Source organism: Streptomyces sp. UW30 (assembly GCF_008042075.1).
Taxonomy (GTDB): Bacteria; Actinomycetota; Actinomycetes; order Streptomycetales; family Streptomycetaceae; genus Streptomyces.
Genome location: NZ_RDBN01000033.1, coordinates 85,969 through 110,001, shown reverse-complemented (window position 1 = coordinate 110,001; position 24,033 = coordinate 85,969). Strand labels below are relative to the sequence as shown.

General features: G+C 71.3%; 21 protein-coding genes and 1 pseudogene. 16 read left to right on the top strand and 6 right to left on the bottom strand.

From position 1 onward, the window contains the following. Nucleotides 1–155: 155 nt before the first annotated feature. The 3 genes from EAO75_RS15735 to EAO75_RS15725 are packed head-to-tail and all read right to left on the bottom strand — an operon-like array spanning nucleotide 156 to nucleotide 4,059. Nucleotides 156–2,579 (bottom strand): xanthine dehydrogenase family protein molybdopterin-binding subunit, encoded by a 2,424-nt coding sequence (locus EAO75_RS15735; protein WP_147995690.1) that lies wholly within the window; start codon nucleotides 2,577–2,579, stop codon nucleotides 156–158. Nucleotides 2,580–2,584: 5 nt separating this feature from the next. Beyond that, on the bottom strand, nucleotides 2,585–3,169 hold the full coding sequence (locus tag EAO75_RS15730; RefSeq protein WP_147995689.1) for a (2Fe-2S)-binding protein: 585 nt from the start codon (nucleotides 3,167–3,169) through the stop codon (nucleotides 2,585–2,587). Further along, nucleotides 3,169–4,059: an FAD binding domain-containing protein gene (locus EAO75_RS15725; protein ID WP_147995688.1), complete on the bottom strand. Its 891-nt coding sequence runs from the start codon at nucleotides 4,057–4,059 to the stop codon at nucleotides 3,169–3,171. Before EAO75_RS15725 ends, EAO75_RS15730 begins: the two co-directional genes overlap by 1 nt. A gap of 375 nt (nucleotides 4,060–4,434) precedes the next feature. Here EAO75_RS15725 and EAO75_RS15720 point away from each other — a divergent pair, with 375 nt between their 5' ends. The 3 genes and pseudogenes from EAO75_RS15720 to EAO75_RS15710 all read left to right on the top strand — a co-directional run bounded on the left by EAO75_RS15720 (nucleotide 4,435) and on the right by EAO75_RS15710 (nucleotide 7,744). Continuing rightward, entirely contained in the window at nucleotides 4,435–6,108 is a 1,674-nt protein-coding gene (locus EAO75_RS15720; RefSeq protein WP_147995687.1) for a PucR family transcriptional regulator, read from the top strand. 152 nt (nucleotides 6,109–6,260) lie between these two features. After that, nucleotides 6,261–7,025, top strand: a pseudogene (locus tag EAO75_RS15715) (hypothetical protein); the annotation flags it as partial. A gap of 311 nt (nucleotides 7,026–7,336) precedes the next feature. After that, nucleotides 7,337–7,744, top strand: a complete 408-nt coding sequence (locus tag EAO75_RS15710; RefSeq protein ID WP_147995686.1) for a VOC family protein — start codon at nucleotides 7,337–7,339, stop codon at nucleotides 7,742–7,744. On the opposite strand, the gene EAO75_RS15705 is transcribed toward EAO75_RS15710, so the two are convergent. Both EAO75_RS15705 and EAO75_RS15700 read right to left on the bottom strand, forming a co-directional pair. Continuing rightward, nucleotides 7,721–8,413: a helix-turn-helix domain-containing protein gene (locus EAO75_RS15705; RefSeq protein WP_147995685.1), complete on the bottom strand. Its 693-nt coding sequence runs from the start codon at nucleotides 8,411–8,413 to the stop codon at nucleotides 7,721–7,723. The genes EAO75_RS15710 and EAO75_RS15705 overlap by 24 nt on opposite strands. A gap of 36 nt (nucleotides 8,414–8,449) precedes the next feature. Further along, the gene (locus EAO75_RS15700; protein ID WP_147995684.1) at nucleotides 8,450–9,388 is read right to left on the bottom strand and encodes an AraC family transcriptional regulator; all 939 of its coding nucleotides are present in this window, start codon (nucleotides 9,386–9,388) and stop codon (nucleotides 8,450–8,452) included. 80 nt (nucleotides 9,389–9,468) lie between these two features. On the opposite strand from EAO75_RS15700, the gene EAO75_RS15695 reads away from it, so the two are divergent. After that, the gene (locus EAO75_RS15695) at nucleotides 9,469–10,320 is read left to right on the top strand and encodes an NAD(P)H-binding protein (protein ID WP_147995683.1); all 852 of its coding nucleotides are present in this window, start codon (nucleotides 9,469–9,471) and stop codon (nucleotides 10,318–10,320) included. A 24-nt stretch (nucleotides 10,321–10,344) separates the two neighbouring features. On the opposite strand, the gene EAO75_RS15690 is transcribed toward EAO75_RS15695, so the two are convergent. After that, nucleotides 10,345–11,505, bottom strand: coding sequence for a YihY/virulence factor BrkB family protein (locus EAO75_RS15690; protein ID WP_147995682.1), 1,161 nt, complete (start codon nucleotides 11,503–11,505; stop codon nucleotides 10,345–10,347). Between the two features lie 76 nt (nucleotides 11,506–11,581). On the opposite strand from EAO75_RS15690, the gene EAO75_RS15685 reads away from it, so the two are divergent. The 12 genes from EAO75_RS15685 to EAO75_RS15630 all read left to right on the top strand — a co-directional run bounded on the left by EAO75_RS15685 (nucleotide 11,582) and on the right by EAO75_RS15630 (nucleotide 24,032). Continuing rightward, nucleotides 11,582–13,216 carry an acyl-CoA dehydrogenase family protein gene (locus tag EAO75_RS15685; RefSeq protein WP_147995681.1) on the top strand — a complete coding sequence of 545 codons (1,635 nt, stop codon included), beginning with the start codon at nucleotides 11,582–11,584 and terminating at the stop codon, nucleotides 13,214–13,216. Between the two features lie 404 nt (nucleotides 13,217–13,620). Beyond that, nucleotides 13,621–14,871, top strand: a complete 1,251-nt coding sequence (locus EAO75_RS15680; RefSeq protein ID WP_261989309.1) for a GAF domain-containing protein — start codon at nucleotides 13,621–13,623, stop codon at nucleotides 14,869–14,871. A 145-nt stretch (nucleotides 14,872–15,016) separates the two neighbouring features. Continuing rightward, a complete protein-coding gene (locus tag EAO75_RS15675; protein ID WP_147995679.1) occupies nucleotides 15,017–16,306 on the top strand; it encodes a hypothetical protein in 1,290 nt (429 codons plus the stop codon). Nucleotides 16,307–16,387: 81 nt separating this feature from the next. Continuing rightward, the gene (locus EAO75_RS15670) at nucleotides 16,388–16,960 is read left to right on the top strand and encodes a GNAT family N-acetyltransferase (RefSeq protein WP_147996020.1); all 573 of its coding nucleotides are present in this window, start codon (nucleotides 16,388–16,390) and stop codon (nucleotides 16,958–16,960) included. Nucleotides 16,961–17,086: 126 nt separating this feature from the next. Then, nucleotides 17,087–17,170, top strand: coding sequence for a putative leader peptide (locus EAO75_RS48575; RefSeq protein ID WP_310591794.1), 84 nt, complete (start codon nucleotides 17,087–17,089; stop codon nucleotides 17,168–17,170). Nucleotides 17,171–17,299: 129 nt separating this feature from the next. Then, nucleotides 17,300–18,997, top strand: coding sequence for a nitrite/sulfite reductase (locus tag EAO75_RS15665; RefSeq protein WP_147995678.1), 1,698 nt, complete (start codon nucleotides 17,300–17,302; stop codon nucleotides 18,995–18,997). After that, nucleotides 18,994–19,173: a hypothetical protein gene (locus EAO75_RS15660; protein WP_147995677.1), complete on the top strand. Its 180-nt coding sequence runs from the start codon at nucleotides 18,994–18,996 to the stop codon at nucleotides 19,171–19,173. Before EAO75_RS15665 ends, EAO75_RS15660 begins: the two co-directional genes overlap by 4 nt. Next, nucleotides 19,170–19,880: a phosphoadenylyl-sulfate reductase gene (locus tag EAO75_RS15655; protein ID WP_147995676.1), complete on the top strand. Its 711-nt coding sequence runs from the start codon at nucleotides 19,170–19,172 to the stop codon at nucleotides 19,878–19,880. Before EAO75_RS15660 ends, EAO75_RS15655 begins: the two co-directional genes overlap by 4 nt. A 2-nt stretch (nucleotides 19,881–19,882) precedes the next feature. Further along, entirely contained in the window at nucleotides 19,883–20,452 is a 570-nt protein-coding gene (cysC, locus tag EAO75_RS15650; RefSeq protein ID WP_147995675.1) for an adenylyl-sulfate kinase, read from the top strand. Further along, entirely contained in the window at nucleotides 20,449–21,387 is a 939-nt protein-coding gene (cysD, locus tag EAO75_RS15645) for a sulfate adenylyltransferase subunit CysD (RefSeq protein ID WP_147995674.1), read from the top strand. Before cysC ends, cysD begins: the two co-directional genes overlap by 4 nt. A 2-nt stretch (nucleotides 21,388–21,389) precedes the next feature. Then, nucleotides 21,390–22,724 (top strand): sulfate adenylyltransferase subunit 1, encoded by a 1,335-nt coding sequence (locus tag EAO75_RS15640; RefSeq protein WP_147995673.1) that lies wholly within the window; start codon nucleotides 21,390–21,392, stop codon nucleotides 22,722–22,724. Between the two features lie 207 nt (nucleotides 22,725–22,931). Next, the gene (locus EAO75_RS15630) at nucleotides 22,932–24,032 is read left to right on the top strand and encodes an aliphatic sulfonate ABC transporter substrate-binding protein (RefSeq protein WP_147995671.1); all 1,101 of its coding nucleotides are present in this window, start codon (nucleotides 22,932–22,934) and stop codon (nucleotides 24,030–24,032) included. Nucleotide 24,033: the final 1 nt, after the last annotated feature.

The following is a 24,033-nucleotide window of genomic DNA, read 5'->3' as shown; positions in this document are numbered from 1 at the left end:
CGGGGGACGGCCCGAGACGAACGAACAGGATCTTTGGTGCTGGTACTTGCTGGGTTCCCGAGTGCCGTGAGCGGTACGGCAGCCGGAGTACTCCGGGCGGCGCGGCGGAGTGTGTGACGTTCCCACACGCCGCCCGGAGGGTCTTTCGGGATTCCTTACGCCGTGCCGGTGAGGTGTTCCGGCCGTACAGGCGTTCGGTTGAGCTCCAGCCCGGTCGCGTCCCGGATCGCCGCGAGGACGGCCGGGGTCGACGACAGGGTGGGCGCCTCGCCGACGCCCCGCAGCCCGTACGGGGCGTGGTCGTCGGCGAGTTCGAGCACATCGACGGGGATGATCGGCGTGTCGAGAATCGTGGGGAGCAGGTAGTCCGTGAAGGACGGGTTCCTGACCTTCGCGGTCTTGGGATCGACGATGATCTCCTCCATCACGGCGATGCCCATGCCCTGCAGCGTGCCGCCCTGGATCTGCCCCAGGACCGACAGCGGGTTGAGCGCCTTGCCGACGTCCTGGGCGCAGGCCAGCTCGATCACCTTCACCAGGCCGAGCTCGGTGTCGACCTCGACGACGGCGCGGTGCGCGGCGAAGGAGTACTGGACGTGCCCGTTGCCCTGGCCGGTGCGCAGGTCGAAGGCCTCGGTCGGACGGTGCCGCCACTCGGCCTCGATCTCGACGGCCTCGCCCTCAAGGACGTCCACCAGATCGGCGAGCACTTCGCCGGCGTGGGTGACGACCTTGCCGCCCTCCAGGAGCAGCTCGGCGGTGGCCCAGGCGGGGTGGTAGGAGCCGAACTTGCGGCGCCCGATCTCCAGGACCTTGTCGCGCACCAGCTCGCAGGAGTTCTTGACGGCGCCGCCGGTGACGTACGTCTGCCGGGAGGCCGAGGTCGAACCGGCGCTGCCCACCTGCGTGTTCGCGGGGCGGATCGTCACCTGCGTGACGCCCAGCTCGGTGCGGGCGATCTGCGCGTGGACGGTGACGCCGCCCTGGCCGACCTCCGCCATGGCGGTGTGCACGGTGGCAACCGGCTCACCGCCGACGACCTCCATACGCACCTTGGCCGTCGAGTAGTCGTCGAAGCCCTCGGAGAAGCCGACGTTCTTGATGCCGACCGCGTAGCCGACGCCGCGTACGACGCCTTCACCGTGGGTGGTGTTGGACAGACCGCCGGGCAGCTGCCGTACGTCGGCGCCCTCGCTGGACTCCCACTGGCGCTCCGGCGGCATCGGCATCGCCTTGACGCGGCGCAGGAGTTCGGCGACCGGCGCCGGGGAGTCGACCGGCTGCCCGGTCGGCATGATCGTGCCCTGCTCCATCGCGTTCAGCTGCCGGAACGTGACCGGGTCCATGCCGAGTTCCTTGGCCACCTTGTCCATCTGCGCCTCGTAGGCGAAGCACGCCTGGACCGCTCCGAAGCCGCGCATGGCGCCACAGGGCGGGTTGTTGGTGTAGAGGGCGAGGGCCTCGATGTCGACGTCCTCGACGACGTACGGGCCGATGCTGAGCGAGGAGGCGTTGCCGACGACCGCCGGGGAGGCGGAGGCGTACGCGCCGCCGTCCAGCACGATCCGGCACTTCACGTGGGTGAGCTTGCCGTCCTTCGTGGCCCCGTGCTCGTAGTGGAGCTTGGCCGGGTGACGGTGAACGTGCCCGAAGAAGGACTCGAAGCGGTTGTAGACGATCTTGACCGGCTTGCCGGTGCGCATCGCCAGCAGGCAGGCGTGGATCTGCATCGACAGGTCCTCGCGGCCGCCGAAGGCACCGCCGACGCCGGCCAGCGTCATGCGGACCTTGCTCTCGGGCAGGCCGAGGACCGGGGCGATCTGCCTCAGGTCGCTGTGCAGCCACTGGGTGGCGATGTAGAGGTGGACGCCGCCGTCCTCGTCCGGCACGGCGAGGCCGGACTCCGGGCCGAGGAAGGCCTGGTCCTGCATGCCGAAGGTGTACTCGCCCTTGACGACGACGTCGGCCCGCCGGGCGGCCGCCGCGGCGTCACCGCGCAGGATCGGCTGGCGGTGCACGATGTTCGGGTGCGGGACGTGACCGATGTGGTGGTCGTCGCGGCCCTCGTGGATGAGGATCGCGTCCGGCGCGGTCGCGGAGGCCTCGTCGGTGATGACGGGCAGCTCGCGGTACTCGACGTGGATCTTGGCGGCSGCKCGGCGGGCCGTCTCCGGGTGGTCGGCGGCGACGATGGCCACCGGCTCGCCGTGGTGGCGTACCTTGCCGTGCGCGAGGACCGGGGTGTCCTGGATCTCCAGGCCGTAGTTCTTCACGTCGGTCGGCAGGTCGTCGTACGTCATGACGGCGTACACACCCGCCGTCGCCAGGGCCTCGCCCGTGTCGATGGACACGATCTCGGCGTGCGCGACGGTGGACCGGAGGATCTGCCCCCAGAGCATGTCCTCGTGCCACATGTCGGACGAGTACGCGAACTCGCCGGTGACCTTGAGGGTTCCGTCGGGGCGGAGCGTGGACTCACCGATGCCGCCCTTGGTCCGGGAACCCTGGGTCATCTTCGTGGGAGCGCCGGCGGGGGTACCGCCCTGCTCGATCCTGGTTGCGTGCTTGGGGGAGGGCATGCTGCTCAGACCGCCTCTCCCTGCCGGGCGGCCGCGAGGCGGACCGCGTCCATGATCTTCTCGTAGCCCGTGCAGCGGCACAGGTTGCCCGACAGGGCCTCGCGGATGTCCGCGTCGCTCGGGTTCGGGTTGTTCTCCAGCATCTCGTCGGCGGCGACCAGCAGACCCGGGGTGCAGAACCCGCACTGGACGGCGCCGGCGTCGATGAACGCCTGCTGGACCGGGGAGAGCTCGGTGCCCTCACCTGTCTGCGAGTCCTGCCCCTTGGCCGCCCATGCCCGGGCGTCCTGGAGCGAGGTACCGCAGGCACCGGTGGCGCACCCGCCGTGCTCCGCGCGCTGCTTGGCGTAGTCCGCGAGCCCCTCGACGGTCACGACCTCACGGCCCTCGACCTGCCCGGCGGCGACGAGACACGAACACACGGACACGCCGTCGAGCCGGACCGTGCAGGACCCGCACTCGCCCTGCTCACAGGCGTTCTTGGACCCGGGAAGCCCCATCCGCTCCCGCAGCACGTACAGCAGGGACTCGCCCTCCCACACGTCGTCGGCTTCCTGCGGACGTCCGTTGACAGTGAAGTTGACACGCATCACGCGGCTCCTTCAGTGGGGCGGCGCTCGCCGCGGTACGACTCCCAGGTCCAGGTGAGCGTCCGGCGGGCCATGACGCCGACCGCGTGCCGGCGGTAGCTCGCCGTGCCCCGGACGTCGTCGATCGGGTTGCAGGCGCCGGAGCACAGATCCGCGAACTGCTTGGCGACCGACGGGGTGACGATCTTGCCGTTGTCCCAGAAGCCGCCCTCTTCGAGTGCCGCGTTCAGGAACTCCTCGGCGGCCTTGGCCCGAACGGGTGTGGGCGCGGCCGAGCCGATGCCGGTCCGCACGGTCCGCGCCCCGGGGTGCAGCGCGAGCCCGAAGGCGCACACCGCGATGACCATGGCGTTCCTGGTCCCCACCTTGGAGTACTGCTGCGGCCCGTCGGCCTTCTTGATGTGCACGGCCCGGATGAGTTCGTCGGCGGCGAGCGCGTTGCGCTTCACGCCGGTGTAGAACTCGTCGATCGGGATACGGCGGCTGCCGCGCACCGACTCGACCTCGACCTCGGCGCCGGCCGCGAGGAGGGCGGGGTGGGCGTCGCCGGCCGGGGAGGCGGTGCCGAGGTTGCCGCCGACGCCGCCGCGGTTGCGGATCTGCGGGGAGGCGACCGTGTGCGAGGCGAGGGCGAGACCCGGCAGCTCTGCGCGCAGGTGCTCCATGATCTTGGCGTAGGGCACCGAGGCACCCAGTCGCACGCTCTCCTCGCCGACCTCCCACTCTTCGAGGTCGCGGATGCGGTTGAGGTCGAGGAGGTACTCGGGCCGGCGGTGGTCGAAGTTGATCTCGACCATCACATCGGTGCCACCCGCAATCGGCACAGCGGTGGGGTGCTCGGCCTTCGCGGCGAGCGCCTCCTCCCAGCTGGCGGGGCGAAGGAAGTCCATGACCGGCTCCTTCCTCGTCTCATGGGGTCGTACGGTTTGAGCCAGATCAGGTCCGGCGAACCCGGCTCGTTCACGTGCTGTTAACGCGCATTGACGTCAGTACACAGCGCCGTACTCCACCAGGGTCAGTCACGGAAACCATGAAGGAGTTGGCTGGCCAGGGTGGTCATCTTGTAGATTCGTATGAACAGAGGTCACCAGAAACCTCCACGTCTTTCTCCGGAAACAACCGGCACGGCCCTGTGACCTGGGACACCGTCCGAAAGACGACGAGCACCGCCGCCCGGCGCCGCTCATCGGCCCGCCGTACGGGCCGCCCCGACAGACCCTTCACCCTTCATCGTAGATTTCGAGACAAAGAACGGCGGCGACGAAATGCGGCTGCGCGCACTGCTGGAAACGGACGCGCTGGGCCTCAAGCTGCTCGGCGGCGAGGACGAGCTGGATCGCACCGTGCGCGGCGTGATGACCACCGACCTCAGGGACCCCAGCCGCTACCTCTCCGGCGGTGAGCTGGTGCTCACCGGGCTGGCGTGGCGTCGCGACGCGGCGGACTCCGACCCTTTCGTGCACCTTCTGGTGCAGGCCGGCGTGGTGGCCCTGGCGGCCGGTGAGGCCGAGCTCGGCGACATACCCGACGACCTGGTGGTGGCCTGCGCCCGCCACCGCCTCCCGCTCTTCGCCGTGCACGAGTCGGTGGCGTTCGCGACGGTCACCGAGCACGTCGTACGGCAGGTGAGCGGCGAGCGGGCCGGGGACCTCGCGGCCGTCGTCGACCGGCACCGCCGGATGATGACCTCGGGCCCGGCGGGCGGCGGCCCGGACGTGGTCCTGGACCTCCTCGGCTCGGACCTGGACCTGCGGGCGTGGGTGCTGTCGCCGACGGGCCGGCTCATCGCGGGTTCGGAGGTCGGGGGCCCCGCCCTGCCCGCCGAGCTGTGCGCGCGGCTGGCGGCGGAGCATCTGACGGCCGCCCGCACGGGCCGCCGCGGCCCGCACCGGATCACCCTCGGCGCCGCGACGTACTCCCTGTTCCCGATCCGCAGCAGCGGCCGCTCAGCGCCGGGCTCGCGGGACTTGCGCGAGACGCTGCTGTCGGACTGGCTGCTGGCCGTGGAGGCGGACGCGAGCGACTGGCCCGAGGAGCGGCTCGACCTCCTGCAGGGCGTCACCCAGCTGATCGCGGTCGAACGGGACCGCCGGGACGCGGCGCGCACGGTCCGCCGCCGTCTTGCGCAGGAGGTCCTCGAACTGGTCCAGACGGGCGCGGCACCCGCGGAGATAGCCGCACGCCTGAGGGTCGCGGCACCGGTCCTGCTGCCGGGTCTCGGTGCGGCCCCGCACTGGCAGGTGGTGGTCGCCCGGGCCGAGTGGGAGGACGGTGACATCGAGGCGGGCCCGATCGCGCAGTCCCTGCTGGAGGAGATCCTCGTGGACCCGCTCGCCACGGGCCCCGAACCCTCCGACCGCATCGCGGTGGCCCACACGGGCGACGAGGCCATCGCGCTGGTCCCCCTCCCCGCGGTCTCCTCGGAACACGACGGCTCGGAGACCGGCATCCTCGCCGACGCGCTCCTGGAGTCGGTGCGGGCCCCGCTCTCCGCGGGCCTGGACGGCGACGGCCGCGTCACGCTCGGCGTCAGCGCGGCGGTGCACTCGGCGGAGGGCCTGCGCGGCGCCCTGGAGGAGGCCCGGCATGCCCGCAGGGTGGCGGCGGCGCGCCCCGGGCGGGTCTGCGCGGCGGGCCACCAGGAGCTGGCCTCGCACGTCCTCCTCCTGCCCTTCGTCCCGGACGACGTACGACGGGCCTTCACCGCCCGCCTCCTGGACCCCCTGCGCGACTACGACCGCCGCCACCGCGCGGAACTGATCCCGACGCTCGAAGCCTTCCTGGACTGCGACGGCTCGTGGACCCGCTGCGCGACCCGTCTTCACCTGCACGTCAACACACTGCGCTACCGAGTGGGCAGGATCGAGCAGTTGACGAGCCGGGACCTGTCCCGGCTGGAGGACAAGCTGGATTTCTTCTTGGCATTGCGCATGAGTTGACCTCGTCCGGCCCGCCGCCGGGATGACACGAAGTGCCGCCGCTGTCCCACGACTTTGTGAAATCCTTCACCCACCCTCTTGGCCGAGCCCGGAGATTCGTGCTGAGATGCCGCAACCACTCAACAGCTCGATGGCGTGCTCGGGGAGGGCAGGTGGCGTATACCGCCATGTCTGGTAACGGAACGACCGCTGGTGACGATCCACTCCAGACCGCGGTATGGCGGCTGCGCTCACGCGCCTGCTGGGCGGACGCGGCGGCCCTGCTGCAGCCGGTGACCGCACCGGCCGCGCTCCAGCGGGCGTCGCTGCTGGTGGAGCGCTGTCTCTACACCGAGCAGGGCTGGGAGGAGGCCGAGGACGCGCTCCGTACGGCCGAGGCGCTCGCCCACAGTGACGACGAGCGGGGTGCGGCCGCTTGTGAACGAGGGCAACTTGCGTACGCCGCCACGCTGCACTCAGTGCGCGACCGGGCCGACGAGGCGCGCGCCGCGCTGGGGCGTGCGGCGGCGCTGATCGCTCCCGGGGCGCAGGGCCGCGCCCTCCTGGACTTCCGCCGCGGTCTCCTCGCGGAGAACCTGGCGCACTCGCCGCAGGCCGCGCGAGCCGCGTACCGCAGGGCCCATGCCGGTGCGACGGCGCATGCCGACCCGCTCCTGCTGTCCTTCACCTGGCGTCATCTGGCCGGACTGGCCCTGCGGGACGGCGAGTTGGCGGAGGCCCGGCACGGCTTCGCCGAGTCCCTCCGCATCCGGGAGGAGCTCGGCTATCTCGTGGGCACGGCGCCCGCGTTGGCGTCCCTGGCGGACGCGGAGAGCGAACCGGAGGCCTCCCGGCTGCGCGAGGAGGCGGGCCGCCTGTTCCGCCTCCTGGGCGGCGTCCCGACGTGGCTGTCCCGCCAACTGACGCCACCGGCGGCCCGCCTCCTCCGCCTCCTCGCGCAGCCGGGAGGCCTCCGGTTCGCTCTCCGCGTCCGCCAGGGACGCCAACGCACCACCCCCCTGCTGTCCCTGACCGCGAGCGCCCCCGAGCCGGACGAGATCCGGCCCCTGCTGGCGGCACTGTGCACGGACCTCGACCTCACGGCGGGCCCGGTGGGGATCTCCTTCACGGTGGACACGCCCCTGGGGGCGGTGACCTTCGAGTGAGGTGAGCCGGCAAGGACGCGAGCGCGCAGGTGGTGTCCGATTCCTTCAAGACCGGCCGGCCGGTCCCTGCCTACGGTGGCCGCATGACTCCACGATTCGATGCCATCGGCCTCGTCGTCACCGACATGGCCGCCTCCGTCGCCTTCTACCGTCGCCTCGGCTTCGCGTTCCCCGCCGGCGCCGAGAGCGAGCCGCACGCCGAGGCCGAACTGCCCGGCGGGCTGCGCCTGTTGCTCGACACCGAGGAGACCGTGCGGTCCTTCCACCCGGGGTGGCGAGCGCCCACGGGCGGCAGCCGCGCCGGGCTGGCACTGCGGTGCGCGGATCCGGCCGAGGTGGACGCGGTGTACGAGGAACTGCTGGAAGCCGGCCACCACGGCGAACTCAAGCCGTGGGACGCCTTCTGGGGCCAGCGGTACGCCACCGTGCACGACCCGGACGGCAACGGCGTCGACCTGTTCGCGCCGCTAGCCGCCGCGCCGGCCGAGTAGCTCACCGAGCGGCAGACCCGCCAACTCCTTGACGTCCCGCGCCAGATGGGCCTGATCGGCGAACCCGGCCCGCACGGCCGTGTCCGCGAGGCCCACTCCGCCCCGCGCCAGCGCGAGCGCCCGCTGCAGCCGCAGAATCCGGGCCAGCGTCTTGGGACCGTAGCCGAAGGCGCTCAGACACCGGCGGTGCAACTGCCGGGCGCCGAGCCCGAGCTCATCGGCGGTGACGGCGACGGGCCGACCCGCGTCGAGGGCGGTCACGACGGCTCGCAGGAGCGGATCGGGCGGCTCGGCATCGGCGGCGCGCTCCAGCGCAACGTCTTCGAGGGCGGTCACCGGGTCGGCGGCGGCACCGATACGGCCGCACAGCCGTCGTACGTCCCCTGCCGGCCACAGGTCCGCGAGATCGACCCGCCGGTCGCGCAGCTCGTGAGCCGGTACGCCCAGGACGGCGGGAGCGGTGCCGGGAGAGAAGCGGACGCCCGCCCAGCTGCTCGACTCCCCCGCGGTGACGTACGCACGCGTGTCGGGCCCGGCGACGAGCAGCCGCCCGTCGTGCCAGAGCAGATCCATGCACCCGTCGGGCAGCACCCGTCCGGCGCCGCCGACCGGCGGCGTATTGGTCCAGACGACGGCATCCAGGACCCGGGACGCCCGCTCCTCATACACATACGCCAGCGTAAGCGCCCCTCCAGGGGAGCGGGGCTACAACGAAACCCGCCCCCGGTGCTCCTGCGGACTCACCCCATAGACCCTCTTGAACGCACTGGACAGGGCAAACGCGCTCCCGTAGCCGACGTGCCGGGCAATGGCATCCAACGTGTCGTCGGTATCACGCAGCGCATCCGCCGCGAGCGCCATCCGCCACCCCGTGAGGTACGTCATCGGCGGCTCCCCCACCAGCTCGGTGAACCGACGGGCCAGCGCGGCCCGCGACACCCCCGCCTTGGCGGCGAGCGACGCAACGGTCCAGGGCAGGGCCGGGTCGTCCTGGACGAGCCGCAGCACACGGCCGACGACCGGGTCGGCCATCGCCTGGTACCAAGCCGGGGCCGCCGCCTCCGGCCGGGAGAACCAGGCCCTGAGCGCGGCGATGACCAGCAGGTCGAGCAGCCGGTCCAGGACGACCTCCTGACCGGGTTCGTCGCGGACGATCTCGTCCATGAGGTAGGGGGTGAGCGGGCAGTTCCACACGTCGGCCGTGAGGGACAGCAGCGGCGGCAACGCCTTCAGCAGCCGCCCGCTGATCTCGCCGTCCCACAGATACGTACCGATCAGCATCACGGCCGAGCCGTCGAGCCGGTCGCCCCAGGTGCGCACGCCGAGGTCCATGGAGCCGCTGAGGGAGCGCCCGTCGGGGTAGTGGCACTCGGCGCCCGGCAGGATCAGGGCCTGTGGCGCGGTGCCGGGGTCGTCGGCGCAGGTGTAGGGGTCCGGGCCGCGGGCGATGGCGAGGTCGCCGGGGCGCAGCCGGATCCGCTCGCCCCGGTCCGGGAGCACCCAGGCCTCCCCGCGAACCATGACCATGACGGTGAGCGGGGCCCGGTCCTCGATGCGGATGGACCACGGCGGCTCGAAACACGCGCGGATCATGAAGGCGCCACGGGCACGTGGACCCTCCAACAGTCCTGCAAGGGCGTCCATGTCGTCAGCGTAGACGCCCGCGCATGGGAGTGAGCCGTTCAGCGATGGGCTGTTGGCGCGCGCGGCCGTTGACTTGAGGCATGACGGAAAACGCAGCCGACAAGGCGAACACGCAAGCGATGACAGTGGTGGTGACCGGTGCCTCGGGTCGTGCCGGGAGCCGGGTGGCTCGGGCGGCGAGCGCGGCGGGGCTGACGGTGCGGGAGGCGTCCCGGGCGCGGGGCTTCGACTGGGAGGACCCGACGACCTGGGCGGAGACCCTGCGGGACGCGGACGCGGCGTATCTGATGTACCCGTCCGACATCGGCGCCCCGGCGGCGGCCGAGGGCATTGACGCGCTCGCGCGGGAGGCGGTCGGGCTCGGGGTGCGGCGGCTGGTGCTGCTGTCGGCACGCGGCGAGGACCAGGCGCTGCCGGCCGAGGAGGCGCTGAGGTCGTCGGGCGCGCACTGGACGGTCGTACGGGCCGCGTGGTTCGCGCAGAACCTCAGCGAGGGGCCGCTGGTGGAGGGGATGGTCCACGGGGAGCTGGTCTTCCCGGCGGGCGAGGTGACGGAGCCGTTCATCGACGTGCGGGACATCGCGGACGTGGTGACGGCCGTGCTGACGTCCGGCGACGGCTATGCGGGGCGGACGCTGGAGCTGACCGGGCCGCGGCTGCTGTCGTGGCGGGAGGCGGTCGCGGAGATCTCCGCGGCGACGGGCAGCACGATCACGTACACGCCGGTCCCGACCCGTGCCTACGGCGAGGCGCTGGCCGGATTCGGGGTCCCGCCGGAGGAGGTCGAGCTGCTGGTGGACGTCTTCGAGACCCTCATGGACGGCCGCAACGCCCATGTCACGGACGGTGTCCGCGAGGTGCTGGGCCGTGCGCCGCGCGACTTCACCGACTTCGCGCGGGAGGCCGCGGCGGCGGGGGCCTGGAAGGGCTGAGCGGCCACGCCGCCGCATGAGCCGCTAGGAATCCTCCGGCTTGTGCGGCGGGTGGTGCGGGTGGTGCGGGCTCTTCACATGGGTCCGCAGCCTCGACGTCAGGTCCTCCGGTGGCAGGAAGCGGGACCAGCGCTCGGGGAACTCCGACGGCATGTCCGGGTCGTCCGGATCGTCCGGGGCGGACTCGCGGCTCGCGGCGGCGCGGGCCACGTACTCGGCGACCTGGGCCTCACGCATCCGCTCGTTCGCGGCGCGGGCCGCGGCCGTCGCGGCGGCCGGCCAGACCCGGTCGATCGCGGCGTTGACCGCGGCCCCGACGAGCACGGCGAACGCGGACACACCGATCCACAGCATCACGGCGACGGCGGCTGCGAGGGAGCCGTAGATCGACGCGCCCTCGATCGTGTTCGTCAGGTAGATGCGCAGCAGGAAGCTGCCCAGCACCCACATGCCGAGGGCGACCAGCGCGCCGGGCACGTCCTCGATCCAGGGTGAGCGGACCGGCACGGACACGTGGTACAGCGTCGTCAGGAACGCGATCGACAGGATGATCACGACCGGCCAGTACAGGACCTGCACCAGGGTCTCCGACCAGGGCACGATCCGTACCACCGCGTCCGGCCCCGCCACCATCAGCGGCAGCGCCACCGAGCCGATCAGCAGCGCCGCGATGAACAGCAGGAACGCCACCAGGCGCGTCCTGACGATGCCGCGGACGCCGTCGAGGCCGTACATCACGGTGATGGTGTCTATGAAGACGTTCACCGCCCGCGACCCCGACCACAGGGCGAACAGGAAGCCGACGGAGATCACGTCGGGGCGCCCGCCGTTCATCACGTCGTCCAGGATCGGCTGCGCGATCTGCCGCACGCCCTTGTCGGACAGGACGGTGCGGGAGGCCTCCAGGAGGTTGGTCTCCAGGCTCGAGATGCTGTCGGTGCCGGTCCAGTCGTCGACGTATCCGAGGAGGCCGATGAGGCTGAGCAGGAGCGGCGGCACGGACAGCAGCGTGAAGAACGCGGCCTCGGCCGCGAGACCGAGGATGCGGTACTCGATGCAGGAGTTGACGGTGTCCTTGAGCAACAGCCAGGCGGTCCTGCGCTTGGAGACGTTCCGGTAGAGGACACGCGCCCGGTGGAGACGACCGGAGGAGCGCTGGGGGGACGATTCACTTGCTGGCTGCACGACCTAAAGGTATCCGCCGTGCGGCGCGCCACTCGTCGCGGCGCCGGATCCCCCGCCAAGGGATAGGTTCGCAGTCATGGCAGGCAGCACGCACTCGGTGACCAACCAGCCTCCGCCCCTGGTCGGCCACGACGTCTACAGCTGCGACCGGGCCCTGTCCGAGGCCGTCGAGCGTCACGTCGTGCCCGAGCTCCTGGACGAGGTCCGCGGGGAACTGACCTCCTTCGGACGGACCTGTGGGTCGGCGCAGGTGCAGGAGTGGGGGGTCCAGGCGAACGAGCACCCGCCACGGCTGCGGACGCACGACCGCTACGGCCACCGTGTCGACGAGGTCGACTTCCATCCGTCCTGGCACCGGCTGCTCGGCAAGGGTGTCTCTGTGGGGCTCACCGCGGCCTGGGGGCGGCCCGGCGGGCATGTGCGCCGGGCGGCGGCCTTCCTGCTCTGGACGCAGGTCGAGGCGGGCAACGGCTGCCCCCTGTCCATGACCCACGCGGCGATTCCCGCCCTGCGCACCGACCCCGGCCTGGCCGCCGAGTGGGAGCCGAGACTGACGTCGACGGTCTACGACCGTGATCTGCGCCCGGCGGGGCAGAAGGCCGGGGCCCTGTTCGGTATGGGCATGACGGAGAAGCAGGGCGGCAGCGACGTGCGCGCGGGCACGACGGCCGCCACTGCCCTCGCGGAGGCCGGGACGTACGCGCTGACCGGGCACAAGTGGTTCTGCTCGGCTCCCATGTCGGACGGGTTCCTGGTGCTCGCCCAGGCGCCGGAGGGTCTGACCTGCTTCCTCGTGCCGCGCGTGCTGGAGGACGGCAGCCGCAACGTGTTCCTGATCCAGCGGCTGAAGGACAAGCTGGGCAACCGGTCGAACGCGTCCGCCGAGGTCGAGTTCGACGGGACGTGGGCGCGCCGGGTCGGTGACGAGGGGCGCGGGGTGCGCACCATCATCGAGATGGTGGCGGCGACCCGGCTCGACTGTGTGCTCGGCTCGGCGGGGCTGATGCGGCAGGCCGTCGCGCAGGCGATCCATCACTGCACCCACCGCGCCGCGTTCGGCGCGAAGCTCGTCGACCAGCCGCTCATGCGCAACGTCCTGGCCGACCTGGCCGTCGAGTCCGAGGCGGCGACCACCCTCGCGCTGCGGCTCGCGGCCGCCTACGACGACGGCGGCGAACAGGAGCGGGCGCTGCTGCGAATCGCGGTGCCGGCCGCCAAGTACTGGGTGACCAAGCGGTGTACGCCGGTCACGGTCGAGGCCGCCGAGTGCCTGGGCGGCAACGGGTACGTCGAGGAGTCCGGGATGCCGCGGCTGGTGCGCGAGTCACCGCTGAACTCGATCTGGGAGGGCGCGGGCAACGTCCAGGCGCTGGACGTGCTGCGGGCGTTGCAGCGGGAGCCGGCGGCGCTCGACGCCTATCTGCGGGAGGTCGGCAAGGCACGCGGCGCCGATCACCGCCTGGACGGGGCGATCAAGGGGCTGTTGACGGAACTGGCCGACCTGGAGGGCATCGAGGCACGCGCCCGGCGCCTGACGGAACGCCTCGCGCTGGTCCTGCAGGGTTCGCTTCTGGTCAGGTTCGCGCCACCGGAGGTGGCCGACGCGTTCTGCGCGTCCCGCTTGGGCAACGACGGAGGCGCGGCGTTCGGCACCCTGCCGCACACCGTGAATCTGCCCTCGATCGTGGCCCGGTCAAGGCCGCAGGCCTGACGGCGGCCGGGGGCGCGGGGCTGTATCGATATGCGGCTCCGCCGCGATGGGGGTCCCCCCTGCTCGAGCGAAGCCGAGAGCTTGGGGGAGCGACCAGCCACAACGCGCCCGCAGCCGCCGACGCACGTCAACCAGCACCCTCTGAAGCGCAACGCCGCCCAACCGCCGGAGGCAAGGGGTGGTGCTGCGCCGACACGGCACCACCCCCGCCATGGCCCGTTCGAGGCCGCGAACGCCGCTCGAAACGGCGTCGCTCAAGTTTCAATCAAGCCAGGGCGGTCCACCAGGGTTGCAAGGGGTTGCAACTTGTCGGCGACTGTGTGCGGACTGTGTCCCTCCGCGCTCGGCGGGGCGGCACTATGAGACGCACGGTCAGGATGAGAACGCTTCTCCCGGGAGGACCCTTGGACGCGGCACGGGCGGCGCGAGTACTGAGCGAGGTCCGCGCCGCCGCACTCGCCGGACAGCGCACGCCCGTCGCGCCGCGCCCGGTGATCGAGCAGTCCTGGGAGCGCATGCTGCGCGGCGGGGTCGATCCGGACCACGACTTCCGGTCCGGGGTGCTGCCCCGCGAGGAGGTGCAGCGGCGTCGGGAGTCCACCGCGCTCAGACATGTGCTGCCGGTGCTGCGCGAGGGGCTGCTTTCGGTCGCCGACATCGCCCACCACATCATGGTCGTCGCCGACGGCGAGGGCCGGGTGCTGTGGCGGGAGGGCAACTCCTCGGTGCTGCGCAGGGCCGACGGCCTCGGCTTCGAACTCGGCGCCGACTGGCGGGAAGACGTCGTCGGTACGAACGGCATCGGCACCCCGGTCGTGGTGCGCCGCCCCGTACAGGTCTTCGCCTCCGAGCACTTCCACCGCTCGCAGACCTCCTGGACCTGCACGGGCGCCCCCATCACGGATCCACGCGACGGCCGGCTGCTCGGCGTGGTCGATGTCAGCGGCCCGCTGGAGACCATGCACCCGGCGACGCTCGCCTGGGTCGACTCGGTGGCCAAGCTCGCCGAGGCCCGGCTGCGGGAGCTGCATGTGACCTCGCTGGAGCGGCTGCGCGCGGTGGCGGCGCCGGTGCTGGCGCGGCTGACCGGGCGGGCCCTGGTGGTGGACCGGGACGGCTGGACGGCCGCGGTGACCGGGATGCCGTACACGAGCCGGATCTCGCTGCCCAAGGCGCTGTCGCCGGGCCTGCGGTGGCTGTTGCCGCTGGGGCTGTGCGCGGTGGAACCGCTCGCGGGCGGCTGGCTCCTGCGGCCCGCGGACGAGCCGGCGCCGCCCGGGGCGACGCGGATCGCGCTGGATCTGACGCAGCCGCGCCGCTGGTCGATGACGGTGTCCGCCGGCGCGGGCACCTGGAGTCATGAACTGAGCCCCCGGCACGCCGAGTTGCTGTATCTGCTGGCCCTGCACCGGGGTGGCCGCAGTGCCGCCGGGCTGGCCGATGACATGTTCGGGGACCCGGGCCGTACCGTGACGGTGCGGGCCGAGCTGTCGCGGGTACGGCGCTATCTCGGGGGACTTCTGGAGCACCGGCCGTACCGCTTCTGCGAGGACGCGGACGTCGAGGTGCTGTTGCCGGACGATCCGCGCGAGCTGCTGCCGCACTCGACGGCGCCCGCGGTGGTGCGTGGGCGGATCTCGGCCGACATGCCCTGAGTACGGATCCTTCTTCCGCATATTTGCAGGGTCTTACTCCGCAAGCGTGCTCAACTGCCGTAGCATCCCTGTACGGGCCACCCCACCTGCTTCTTTGGTCAACACTCGGACCAATAGCCGCAGTTGGCTCGCCTCGGGAGGTTTGATGAAGCACCGCGGCAGACACCGTCGACGCAAGCAGGGACGTGCGGTGCGCGCGTTCCTCGCCGGAACCGCCCTGGCACTCACCGCCGCCGCCACGATGATCAGCGCCTCGCAGGCCACGGTCGGCGACAACCCCGGGGCGCTGACGCCTCTCACCAGGGCCGCCGACACCGGCGCGCTGCGACTTCAGGAGCAGTCGGTCCCGCAGGCCACGCTCGACGGACTCTCCTCCGGGATGGGCAAGCCGGTCGGTGTGAGCGCCGTCCTGGAGACCGCCGACCGGAGTCTGCGCGACGCGGCCGGCTGTACGGCCACCGAGCGCTCGGCGCTGCCGGTCGCGCCGACGGCCACGCGCGCGTACTGCTGGGACGCCGCCGACACCCGGACCTGGCGGGCGGGTGCCGTCACCACCTCGGGCGACGCCGACGACGACGGCTGGTGGAACGACAATCGGGTGATCCTCTCCGGCTGGAACGAGGGCACCGCCGACCGAGGGCTCGCCCGGGTCTCGTTCGTCGACGCGAACGACCTGGCCCACCTGAGGTACGCCTCCGCCCTCCTGGTCGTCCCGGTGGACGGCGGACGCGACTACCGCGCGCTGACCTCCCGTCTCTCCGGCATGGTCTGGTACCAGGACAAGCTGCTGGTCACCGCCGCCGACGGCCTGTACGTGTACGACATGAACCGCGTCCAGCGCACCACGGTCGACAGCGCCGCGGTGGGCCGGGTGGCGGCGGGCTGGTCGGCCCACGGCCACCGCTTCGTGCTGCCGGCCGTCGGCTCGTACCGCCTGACCGGCGCGAGCGCCGCGCCGCACCTCGGCGGCATCTCCCTCGACCGCAGCACGGCACCCGACAGCCTGGTCGCGAGCGAGCGCACGGCGGCCGACAGCGACCGGCCCGCCCGCCTGTGGCGCTACGACTTCGACAAGGACCCGGCCCGCCCCGGCCTGCTGGCCACCGACGCCACCGGATCCGCGTCCGCGGTCGAGGCGTACGAGACGGACGCGTCCGGCATCGAGGGCGTCCTGTCTCACCGGGCGAGCGGGGCGCAGGACCCGGCCTGGTACGTCGGCCGGGCTCCGGGCAGCACCGACCGGCACGGCAGCTTGTGGCGCCAGGACGCCGAGGGCGCCGAGGCGACCCGCTGCGGCGAGCAGAACGCCCCCAGGTGCTGGGGCCTGCAGGCCGGCCCCCTGTCGTACTGGGAGGCCACCGGCGAGGTCTGGTCCCAGTCGGGCCGGATGCTGTTCGCGATGCCGCTGGAGTCGATCGACGGGGCGCTCGGCTAGCCGTCCGCGGCCGACCGCCGAGGGAGCCCCCGGGTGGACACCGATCGACAGATCGGCCACTCGGGTGATTCCCTGGCGGTCATGACCAACATCCCCGTGACCACCTGGTCCCTGGAGCAGACCTCCCCCGACGACCTCCTCCCGGCCGCCGCCCCGCAGGGTGACGTCAGGATCGTCCGCGCCGAGGTGCCCTCCCCCGAGTTCAGCCGCTACCTGTACGCCTCGGTCGGCGGGGACATCCTGTGGATCGACCGGCTCGGCTGGACGTACGCGCGGTGGCGGGAGCACCTGGAGCGTCCGGGGGTCGAGACGTGGGTGGCCTACGACCGGGGAACGCCCGCGGGGTATGTGGAGCTGGGCCCGCAGGACGACGGGGTCGTGGAGATCGAGTACTTCGGCCTGATCCCGGCCTTCCGCGGCCGCCGTATCGGTGGGCATCTGCTGGCGTACGGCGCCGCGCGCGCCTGGGACCTGGCGGATCGCTGGCCGGGGCTGGGGCCGACGAAGCGGGTATGGCTGCACACCTGCAGCAAGGACGGCGAGCATGCCATGGCCAACTATCAGCGCCGCGGCTTCACGCTCTTCGACACCAAGGTCGAGGCGGAGGCCGAGGCGGCCACGCCCGGACCGTGGCCCGGGGCCTACCCAGCCTGACCTGGGCAGAAACGGCCCAATACGGCCATGTGACCGACGACACCCTTGTCTCGCTCTACGAGACAAGGGTGTCCGCATGATGGACGAAGCTGGACTGTGTCCAGATCGCCATGCCACGCTTCCGTCATGTCTGGAACTGGGATTGCCTTGGTGAGTCGGCGGCACGTCGACCTCGGCCGCATGTCCAGCGCCATCTGTCCGGCGCGCTGACAGCCTCGCTGCGCCCGACATCTCCCTCTTTTCCGCTTCATTCCCGCGCAACGACGCGCACCTATACCCATGCGCCCGTATGCGCAGGTCAGAGCCGCTTTCCCGCCTGTCCCGAAGGACGTATCAACCATGGCCGCCACCCCGCAGAAGCCTGCCGCCGCGACTCCCCGCCGCAAGGTGAGCCGTCACCGCGGTGAGGGTCAGTGGGCCGCGGGGCACTTCACCCCGCTCAACGGCAACGAACAGTTCAAGAAGGACGATGACGGTCTCAATGTGCGGACACGCATTGAGACGATCTACTCCAAGCGCGGCTTCGACTCCATCGACCCGAACGATCTTCGCGGCCGGATGCGCTGGTGGGGGCTCTACACCCAGCGCAAGCCCGGGATCGACGGCGGCAAGACCGCGATCCTGGAGCCGGAGGAGCTGGACGACAAGTACTTCATGCTGCGGGTGCGGATCGACGGCGGTCGGCTGACCACCGAGCAGCTGCGCGTCATCGGCGAGATCTCGCAGGAGTTCGCGCGCGGCACCGCCGACATCACCGACCGGCAGAACGTGCAGTACCACTGGATCCGGATCGAGGACGTGCCCGAGATCTGGGACCGTCTGGAGGCCGTCGGCCTGTCCACCACCGAGGCCTGCGGTGACACGCCCCGCGTGATCCTCGGCTCGCCCGTCGCCGGCATCGCCGCGGACGAGATCATCGACGGCACCCCGGCCATCGAGGAGATCAACCGCCGGATCATCGGCAACAAGGACTTCTCGAACCTGCCCCGCAAGTTCAAGTCCGCGATCTCCGGCTCGCCGCTGCTCGACGTGGCGCACGAGATCAACGACATCGCCTTCGTCGGCGTGAACCACCCCGAGCACGGCCCCGGCTTCGACCTTTGGGTCGGCGGCGGCCTGTCCACCAACCCCAAGATCGGCGTCCGGCTCGGCGCCTGGGTGCCGCTGGACGAGGTCGCGGACGTCTACGAGGGCGTCATCTCGATCTTCCGCGACTACGGCTACCGGCGGCTGCGCACCCGCGCCCGCCTGAAGTTCCTGGTCGCCGACTGGGGCACGGAGAAGTTCCGGCAGGTCCTGGAGGACGAGTACCTCAAGCGGAAGCTCGTCGACGGCCCCGCGCCCGCCCAGCCCGTGGAGCGCTGGCGCGACCACGTCGGTGTGCACCGGCAGAACGACGGCCTCTTCTACGTCGGTTTCGCCCCGCGCGTCGGCCGCGTCGACGGCGCCACGCTCACGAAGATCGCCGAGCTGGCCGAGGCGCACGGCTCGGGCCGGGTCCGTACCACCGTCGAGCAGAAGATGATCGTGCTCGACGTCGAGGAGACGCAGGTCGAGTCGCTGGTCGAGGCCCTGGAGGCGCTGGACCTGACCGCCAAGCCGTCCCCGTTCCGGCGCGGCACCATGGCCTGCACCGGCATCGAGTACTGCAAGCTCGCCATCGTCGAGACCAAGGCGCGCGGCTCCTCCCTGATCGACGAGCTGGAGCGCCGGATCCCGGACTTCGACGAGCCGATCACCATCAACATCAACGGCTGCCCGAACGCCTGCGCCCGTATCCAGGTCGCGGACATCGGTCTCAAGGGCCAGCTGGTCGTCAACGACCAGGGCGAGCAGGTCGAGGGCTTCCAGGTGCACCTGGGCGGCGCGCTCGGCCTGGAGGCCGGGTTCGGACGCAAGGTGCGTGGCCTGAAGGTCACGTCCGACGAGCTGCCCGACTATGTCGAGCGGGTCCTCAAGCGGTTCCAGGACGAGCGTGAGGACGGCGAGCGGTTCGCGACCTGGGCCGCACGCGCCTCCGAGGAGGCCCTCTCATGAGCGAGCGGGCCGCCCCCTTCTACTGCCCCTACTGCGGCGACGAGGACCTGCGTCCCAGCGAGCAGGGCCACGGCGCATGGGAATGCGCGGCGTGCAACCGCGCATTCCAGTTGAAGTTCCTCGGGCTGCTCGCCCGTGGCCTTCAGCCCAACGACGCAGGGGGAGACGAGACATGACCGCGGTTCAGGAAGAGCGCACGACCGAGGATCTCAAGGCGCTCGCCGAGCAGGCGGGCCGTGACCTGGAGGACGCCTCCGCGCTGGAGATCCTCCAGTGGGCGACGGACACCTTCGGCAAGCGCTTCTGCGTGACCTCGTCGATGGAGGACGCGGTGGTCGCCCACCTCGCCTCCCGCGCGATGCCCGGCGTCGACGTGGTGTTCCTCGACACCGGCTACCACTTCGAGGAGACCATCGGCACCCGCGACGCGGTCGAGGCCGTGATGGACGTCAACGTCATCACGCTGACGCCGCGTCAGACGGTCGCCGAGCAGGACGCCGAGTACGGCCCCAAGCTGCACGACCGCGACCCCGACCTGTGCTGCAAGCTGCGCAAGGTCGAGCCGCTGGAGCGGGGCCTCAAGGGCTACGTGGCCTGGGCGACCGGACTGCGCCGCGACGAGTCCCCGACCCGGGCGAACACCCCGGTCGTGGGCTGGGACGACAAGCGCCAGAAGGTGAAGATCTCCCCGATCGCCCGCTGGACCCAGGACGACGTGGACGCCTACGTCACCGAGCACGGCGTCCTGACGAACCCCCTCCTGATGGACGGCTACGCCTCCGTCGGCTGCGCCCCCTGCACCCGCCGGGTGCTGGCGGGCGAGGACGCGCGCGCCGGCCGCTGGGCGGGCAACGCCAAGACCGAGTGCGGGCTGCACGGCTGACCATGACCGAGCTTGCTACGAATTTGGAGAACCACGTGACGAGCGGAGCCACCGTCTGGCTCACGGGTCTGCCGAGCGCCGGCAAGACCACCATCGCCTACGAGCTGGCCGGCCGGCTCCGCGAGGAGGGCCACCGCGTCGAGGTGCTCGACGGCGACGAGATCCGCGAGTTCATCTCGGCGGGCCTCGGCTTCAGCCGCGAGGACCGGCACACCAACGTGCAGCGCATCGGCTTCCTCGCCGAACTGCTCGCCCGCAACGGCGTCAAGGCGCTCGTCCCGGTGATCGCGCCCTACGCCGACAGCCGTGACGCGGTACGCAAGCGTCACCAGGGCAGCGGGGCGGCGTACCTGGAGATCCACGTGGCCACGCCGGTCGAGGTGTGCTCCGTACGCGATGTGAAGGGTCTGTACGCCAAGCAGGCCGCGGGCGAGCTGACCGGGCTGACGGGGGTCGACGACCCGTACGAGACGCCCGAGTCGCCCGATCTGCGCATCGAGTCCCAGGACCAGACCGTGCAGGAGTCCGCGGCGTCGGTGTACGCCCTGCTCACCGAAAGGGGACTGGCATGACGACGACCGTCGCCACGCTGGAGGAGGGTACGGCCAGCCCGTACGCCCTCTCGCACCTGGACGCGTTGGAGTCCGAGGCGGTGCACATCTTCCGTGAGGTCGCGGGTGAGTTCGAGCGGCCGGTGATCCTGTTCTCCGGCGGCAAGGACTCCATCGTCATGCTGCACCTGGCGCTGAAGGCGTTCGCCCCCGCGGCGATCCCCTTCTCCCTGCTGCATGTGGACACCGGACACAACTTCCCCGAGGTCCTCGACTACCGCGACCGTGTGGTGGCCGCACATGGGCTCCGCCTCCATGTGGCCTCCGTACAGGACTACATCGACCGCGGTGTGCTCCGCGAACGCCCCGACGGCACCCGCAACCCCCTCCAGACCCTGCCCCTCACCGAGAAGATCCAGGCCGAGAAGTTCGACGCCGTCTTCGGCGGCGGACGCCGGGACGAGGAGAAGGCGCGGGCCAAGGAGCGGGTGTTCAGCCTGCGGGACGAGTTCTCGCAGTGGGACCCGCGCCGGCAGCGCCCCGAACTGTGGAACCTCTACAACGGCCGCCACGCCCCCGGCGAACACGTCCGCGTGTTCCCGCTGTCCAACTGGACCGAACTGGACGTCTGGCAGTACATCGCCCGTGAGGGCATCGAGCTGCCGGAGATCTACTTCGCGCACGAGCGTGAGGTGTTCAAGCGGGCCGGCATGTGGCTGACCGCCGGCGAGTGGGGCGGCCCGAAGGACGGCGAGACCGTGGAGAAGCGGCTCGTGCGCTACCGGACCGTGGGCGACATGTCCTGCACCGGTGCCGTCGACTCGGACGCCCTGACGCTGGAGCAGGTCATCACCGAGATCGCCGCGTCCCGGCTCACCGAGCGCGGCGCGACCCGTGCCGACGACAAGATGTCCGAGGCCGCGATGGAAGACCGCAAGCGCGAGGGGTACTTCTAAGCATGAGCACGACCACGACCGAGGAGCTCTCGGCCACCACGCTGCTGCGGTTCGCCACCGCCGGCTCCGTCGACGACGGCAAGTCCACCCTGGTGGGCCGGCTGCTGCACGACTCCAAGTCGATCCTCACCGACCAGCTGGAGGCCGTCGAGCGCGCCTCCGCGAGCCGCGGCCAGGACGCCCCCGACCTCGCCCTGCTCACCGACGGCCTGCGGGCCGAGCGCGAACAGGGCATCACGATCGACGTGGCGTACCGTTACTTCGCCACGCCCCGGCGCCGGTTCATCCTCGCCGACACCCCCGGCCATGTGCAGTACACCCGCAACATGGTCACCGGCGCCTCGACGGCCGAGCTGACGGTGATCCTGGTCGACGCCCGCAACGGCGTCGTCGAGCAGACCCGCCGGCACGCGGCGATCGCGGCTCTGCTGCGCGTCCCCCACGTCGTCCTCGCCGTCAACAAGATGGACCTGGTCGACTACCAGGAGTCCGTGTTCGCCGCCATCGCCGAGGAGTTCACGGCGTACGCACTCGAACTGGGCGTCCCGGAGATCACCGCGATCCCGATCTCTGCGCTGGCCGGCGACAACGTGGTGGACCCGTCCTCGAACATGGACTGGTACGGCGGACCGACCTTCCTGGAGCACCTGGAGACGGTCCCGGTCACCCACGACCTGAGCCACTGCCACGCCCGGCTGCCCGTGCAGTACGTGATCCGCCCGCAGACCGCCGAGCACCCCGACTACCGGGGCTACGCCGGTCAGATCGCCGCCGGTTCGTTCCGCGTCGGCGAGTCGGTGACCGTGCTGCCGTCGGGCCGTACGTCGAAGATCTCCGGCATCGACCTGCTGGGCGAGCCGGTCGACATCGCCTGGACCACCCAGTCGGTGACCGTCCTCCTGGAGGACGACATCGACATCTCGCGCGGCGACCTGCTCGTGCCGACCAAGGACGCGCCCGCGACCACGCAGGACATCGAGGCCACCGTCTGCCATGTCGCCGACGCCCCGCTGACCGTCGGGCACCGTGTGCTGCTCAAGCACGGCACCCGCACGGTCAAGGCCATCGTCAAGGACATCCCGTCGCGGCTCACGCTCGACGACCTGTCCCTGCACCCGCACCCGGGGCACCTCGTCGCCAACGACATCGGCCGGGTGAAGATCCGTACCGCCGAGCCGCTGCCGGTCGACTCCTACGCCGACTCGCGCCGCACAGGATCGTTCATCCTGATCGACCCCAGCGACGGCACCACGCTCACCGCGGGCATGGTCGGCGAGTCGTTCGCCTCGCCGGAGCCGGTCAAGGACGAGGCCGACGACGACGGGTGGGACTTCTGACATGAAGCCCTACGACGTCTACTCCACGTTCGCGAAGGAGGGCGGCCGCGTCGGCAGCGGCCGGCTCGGCAGCGGGCAGGGCGGAGTGGCGCGATGTGTGCGCTGACCCGCGCGCACCTCATGCGCGCCGCTCCGGACGAACCCGCCGACCTCCCGGCCACGACCTGCTGAGGGCGTGAGCGCCGGGCCACCGAGAGGAACCCCTCCGTGCCTGCCACCCCCGCCCTGCGACGGACGTTCGCCGTCCTGGCCGCGCTGCCGCTGCTCGCCCTCGCGGCGTGCGGCTACGGCTCGCAGGCCAAGGAGAACACCGAGCAGGCCGTCGCCGGGGCGGCCAAGGTCGACGGCCTGGACTCGGTGAAGATCGGCTACTTCGGGAACCTCACCCACGCCACCGCGCTGGTCGGCCGGCACGAGGGGCTGTTCCAGAAGGAGCTGGGCGGCACCACGGCGCAGTACTCGACGTTCAACGCCGGTCCCTCCGAGATCGAGGCGCTGAACTCCGGCTCCATCGACATCGGCTGGATCGGTCCCTCCCCCGCGATCAACGGCTACATCAAGTCGGGCGGCAAGAACCTGCGGATCGTCTCCGGTTCGGCCTCGGGCGGCGTGAAGCTGGTCGTGAACCCTAAGAAGATCAAGTCCCTGAAGGACGTCAAGGGCAAGAAGATCGCCACACCGCAGCTCGGCAACACCCAGGACGTGGCGTTCCTCAACTGGATCTCCGAGCAGGGCTGGAAGGTCGACGCCGAGAGCGGCCAGGGTGACGTGTCGGTGGTCCGTACGGACAACAAGATCACGCCGGACGCGTACAGGTCCGGCTCGATCGACGGTGCCTGGGTGCCCGAGCCGACCGCGTCCAAGCTGGTCGCCGAGGGCGGGAAGGTGCTGCTGGACGAGGCCGGCCTGTGGCCCGACAAGAAGTTCGTGATCACCAACGTGATCGTGTCGCAGAGCTTCCTGAAGGATCACCCGCAGGCCGTGGAGGCCGTCCTGCGCGCCTCGGTGAAGGCCAACAAGTGGATCGGCGCCAACCCGGACCGGGCGAAGGCCGCGGCGAACGCCCAGCTGAAGGCCGACACCGGCAAGCCGCTCCCGGCCGGTGTGCTCGACCCGGCGTGGCAGTCCATCCAGGTCATCGACGACCCGCTGGCGGCCACGCTGAACACCGAGGCCGAGCACGCGGTCAAGGCGGGGCTGCTGCAGCAGCCGGACCTGACCGGCATCTACGACCTGGCCCCGCTGAACAAGGTCCTCAAGGCCGAGGGCAGGCCCGAAGTCGACGACGCCGGTCTCGGCGTCAAGTAAC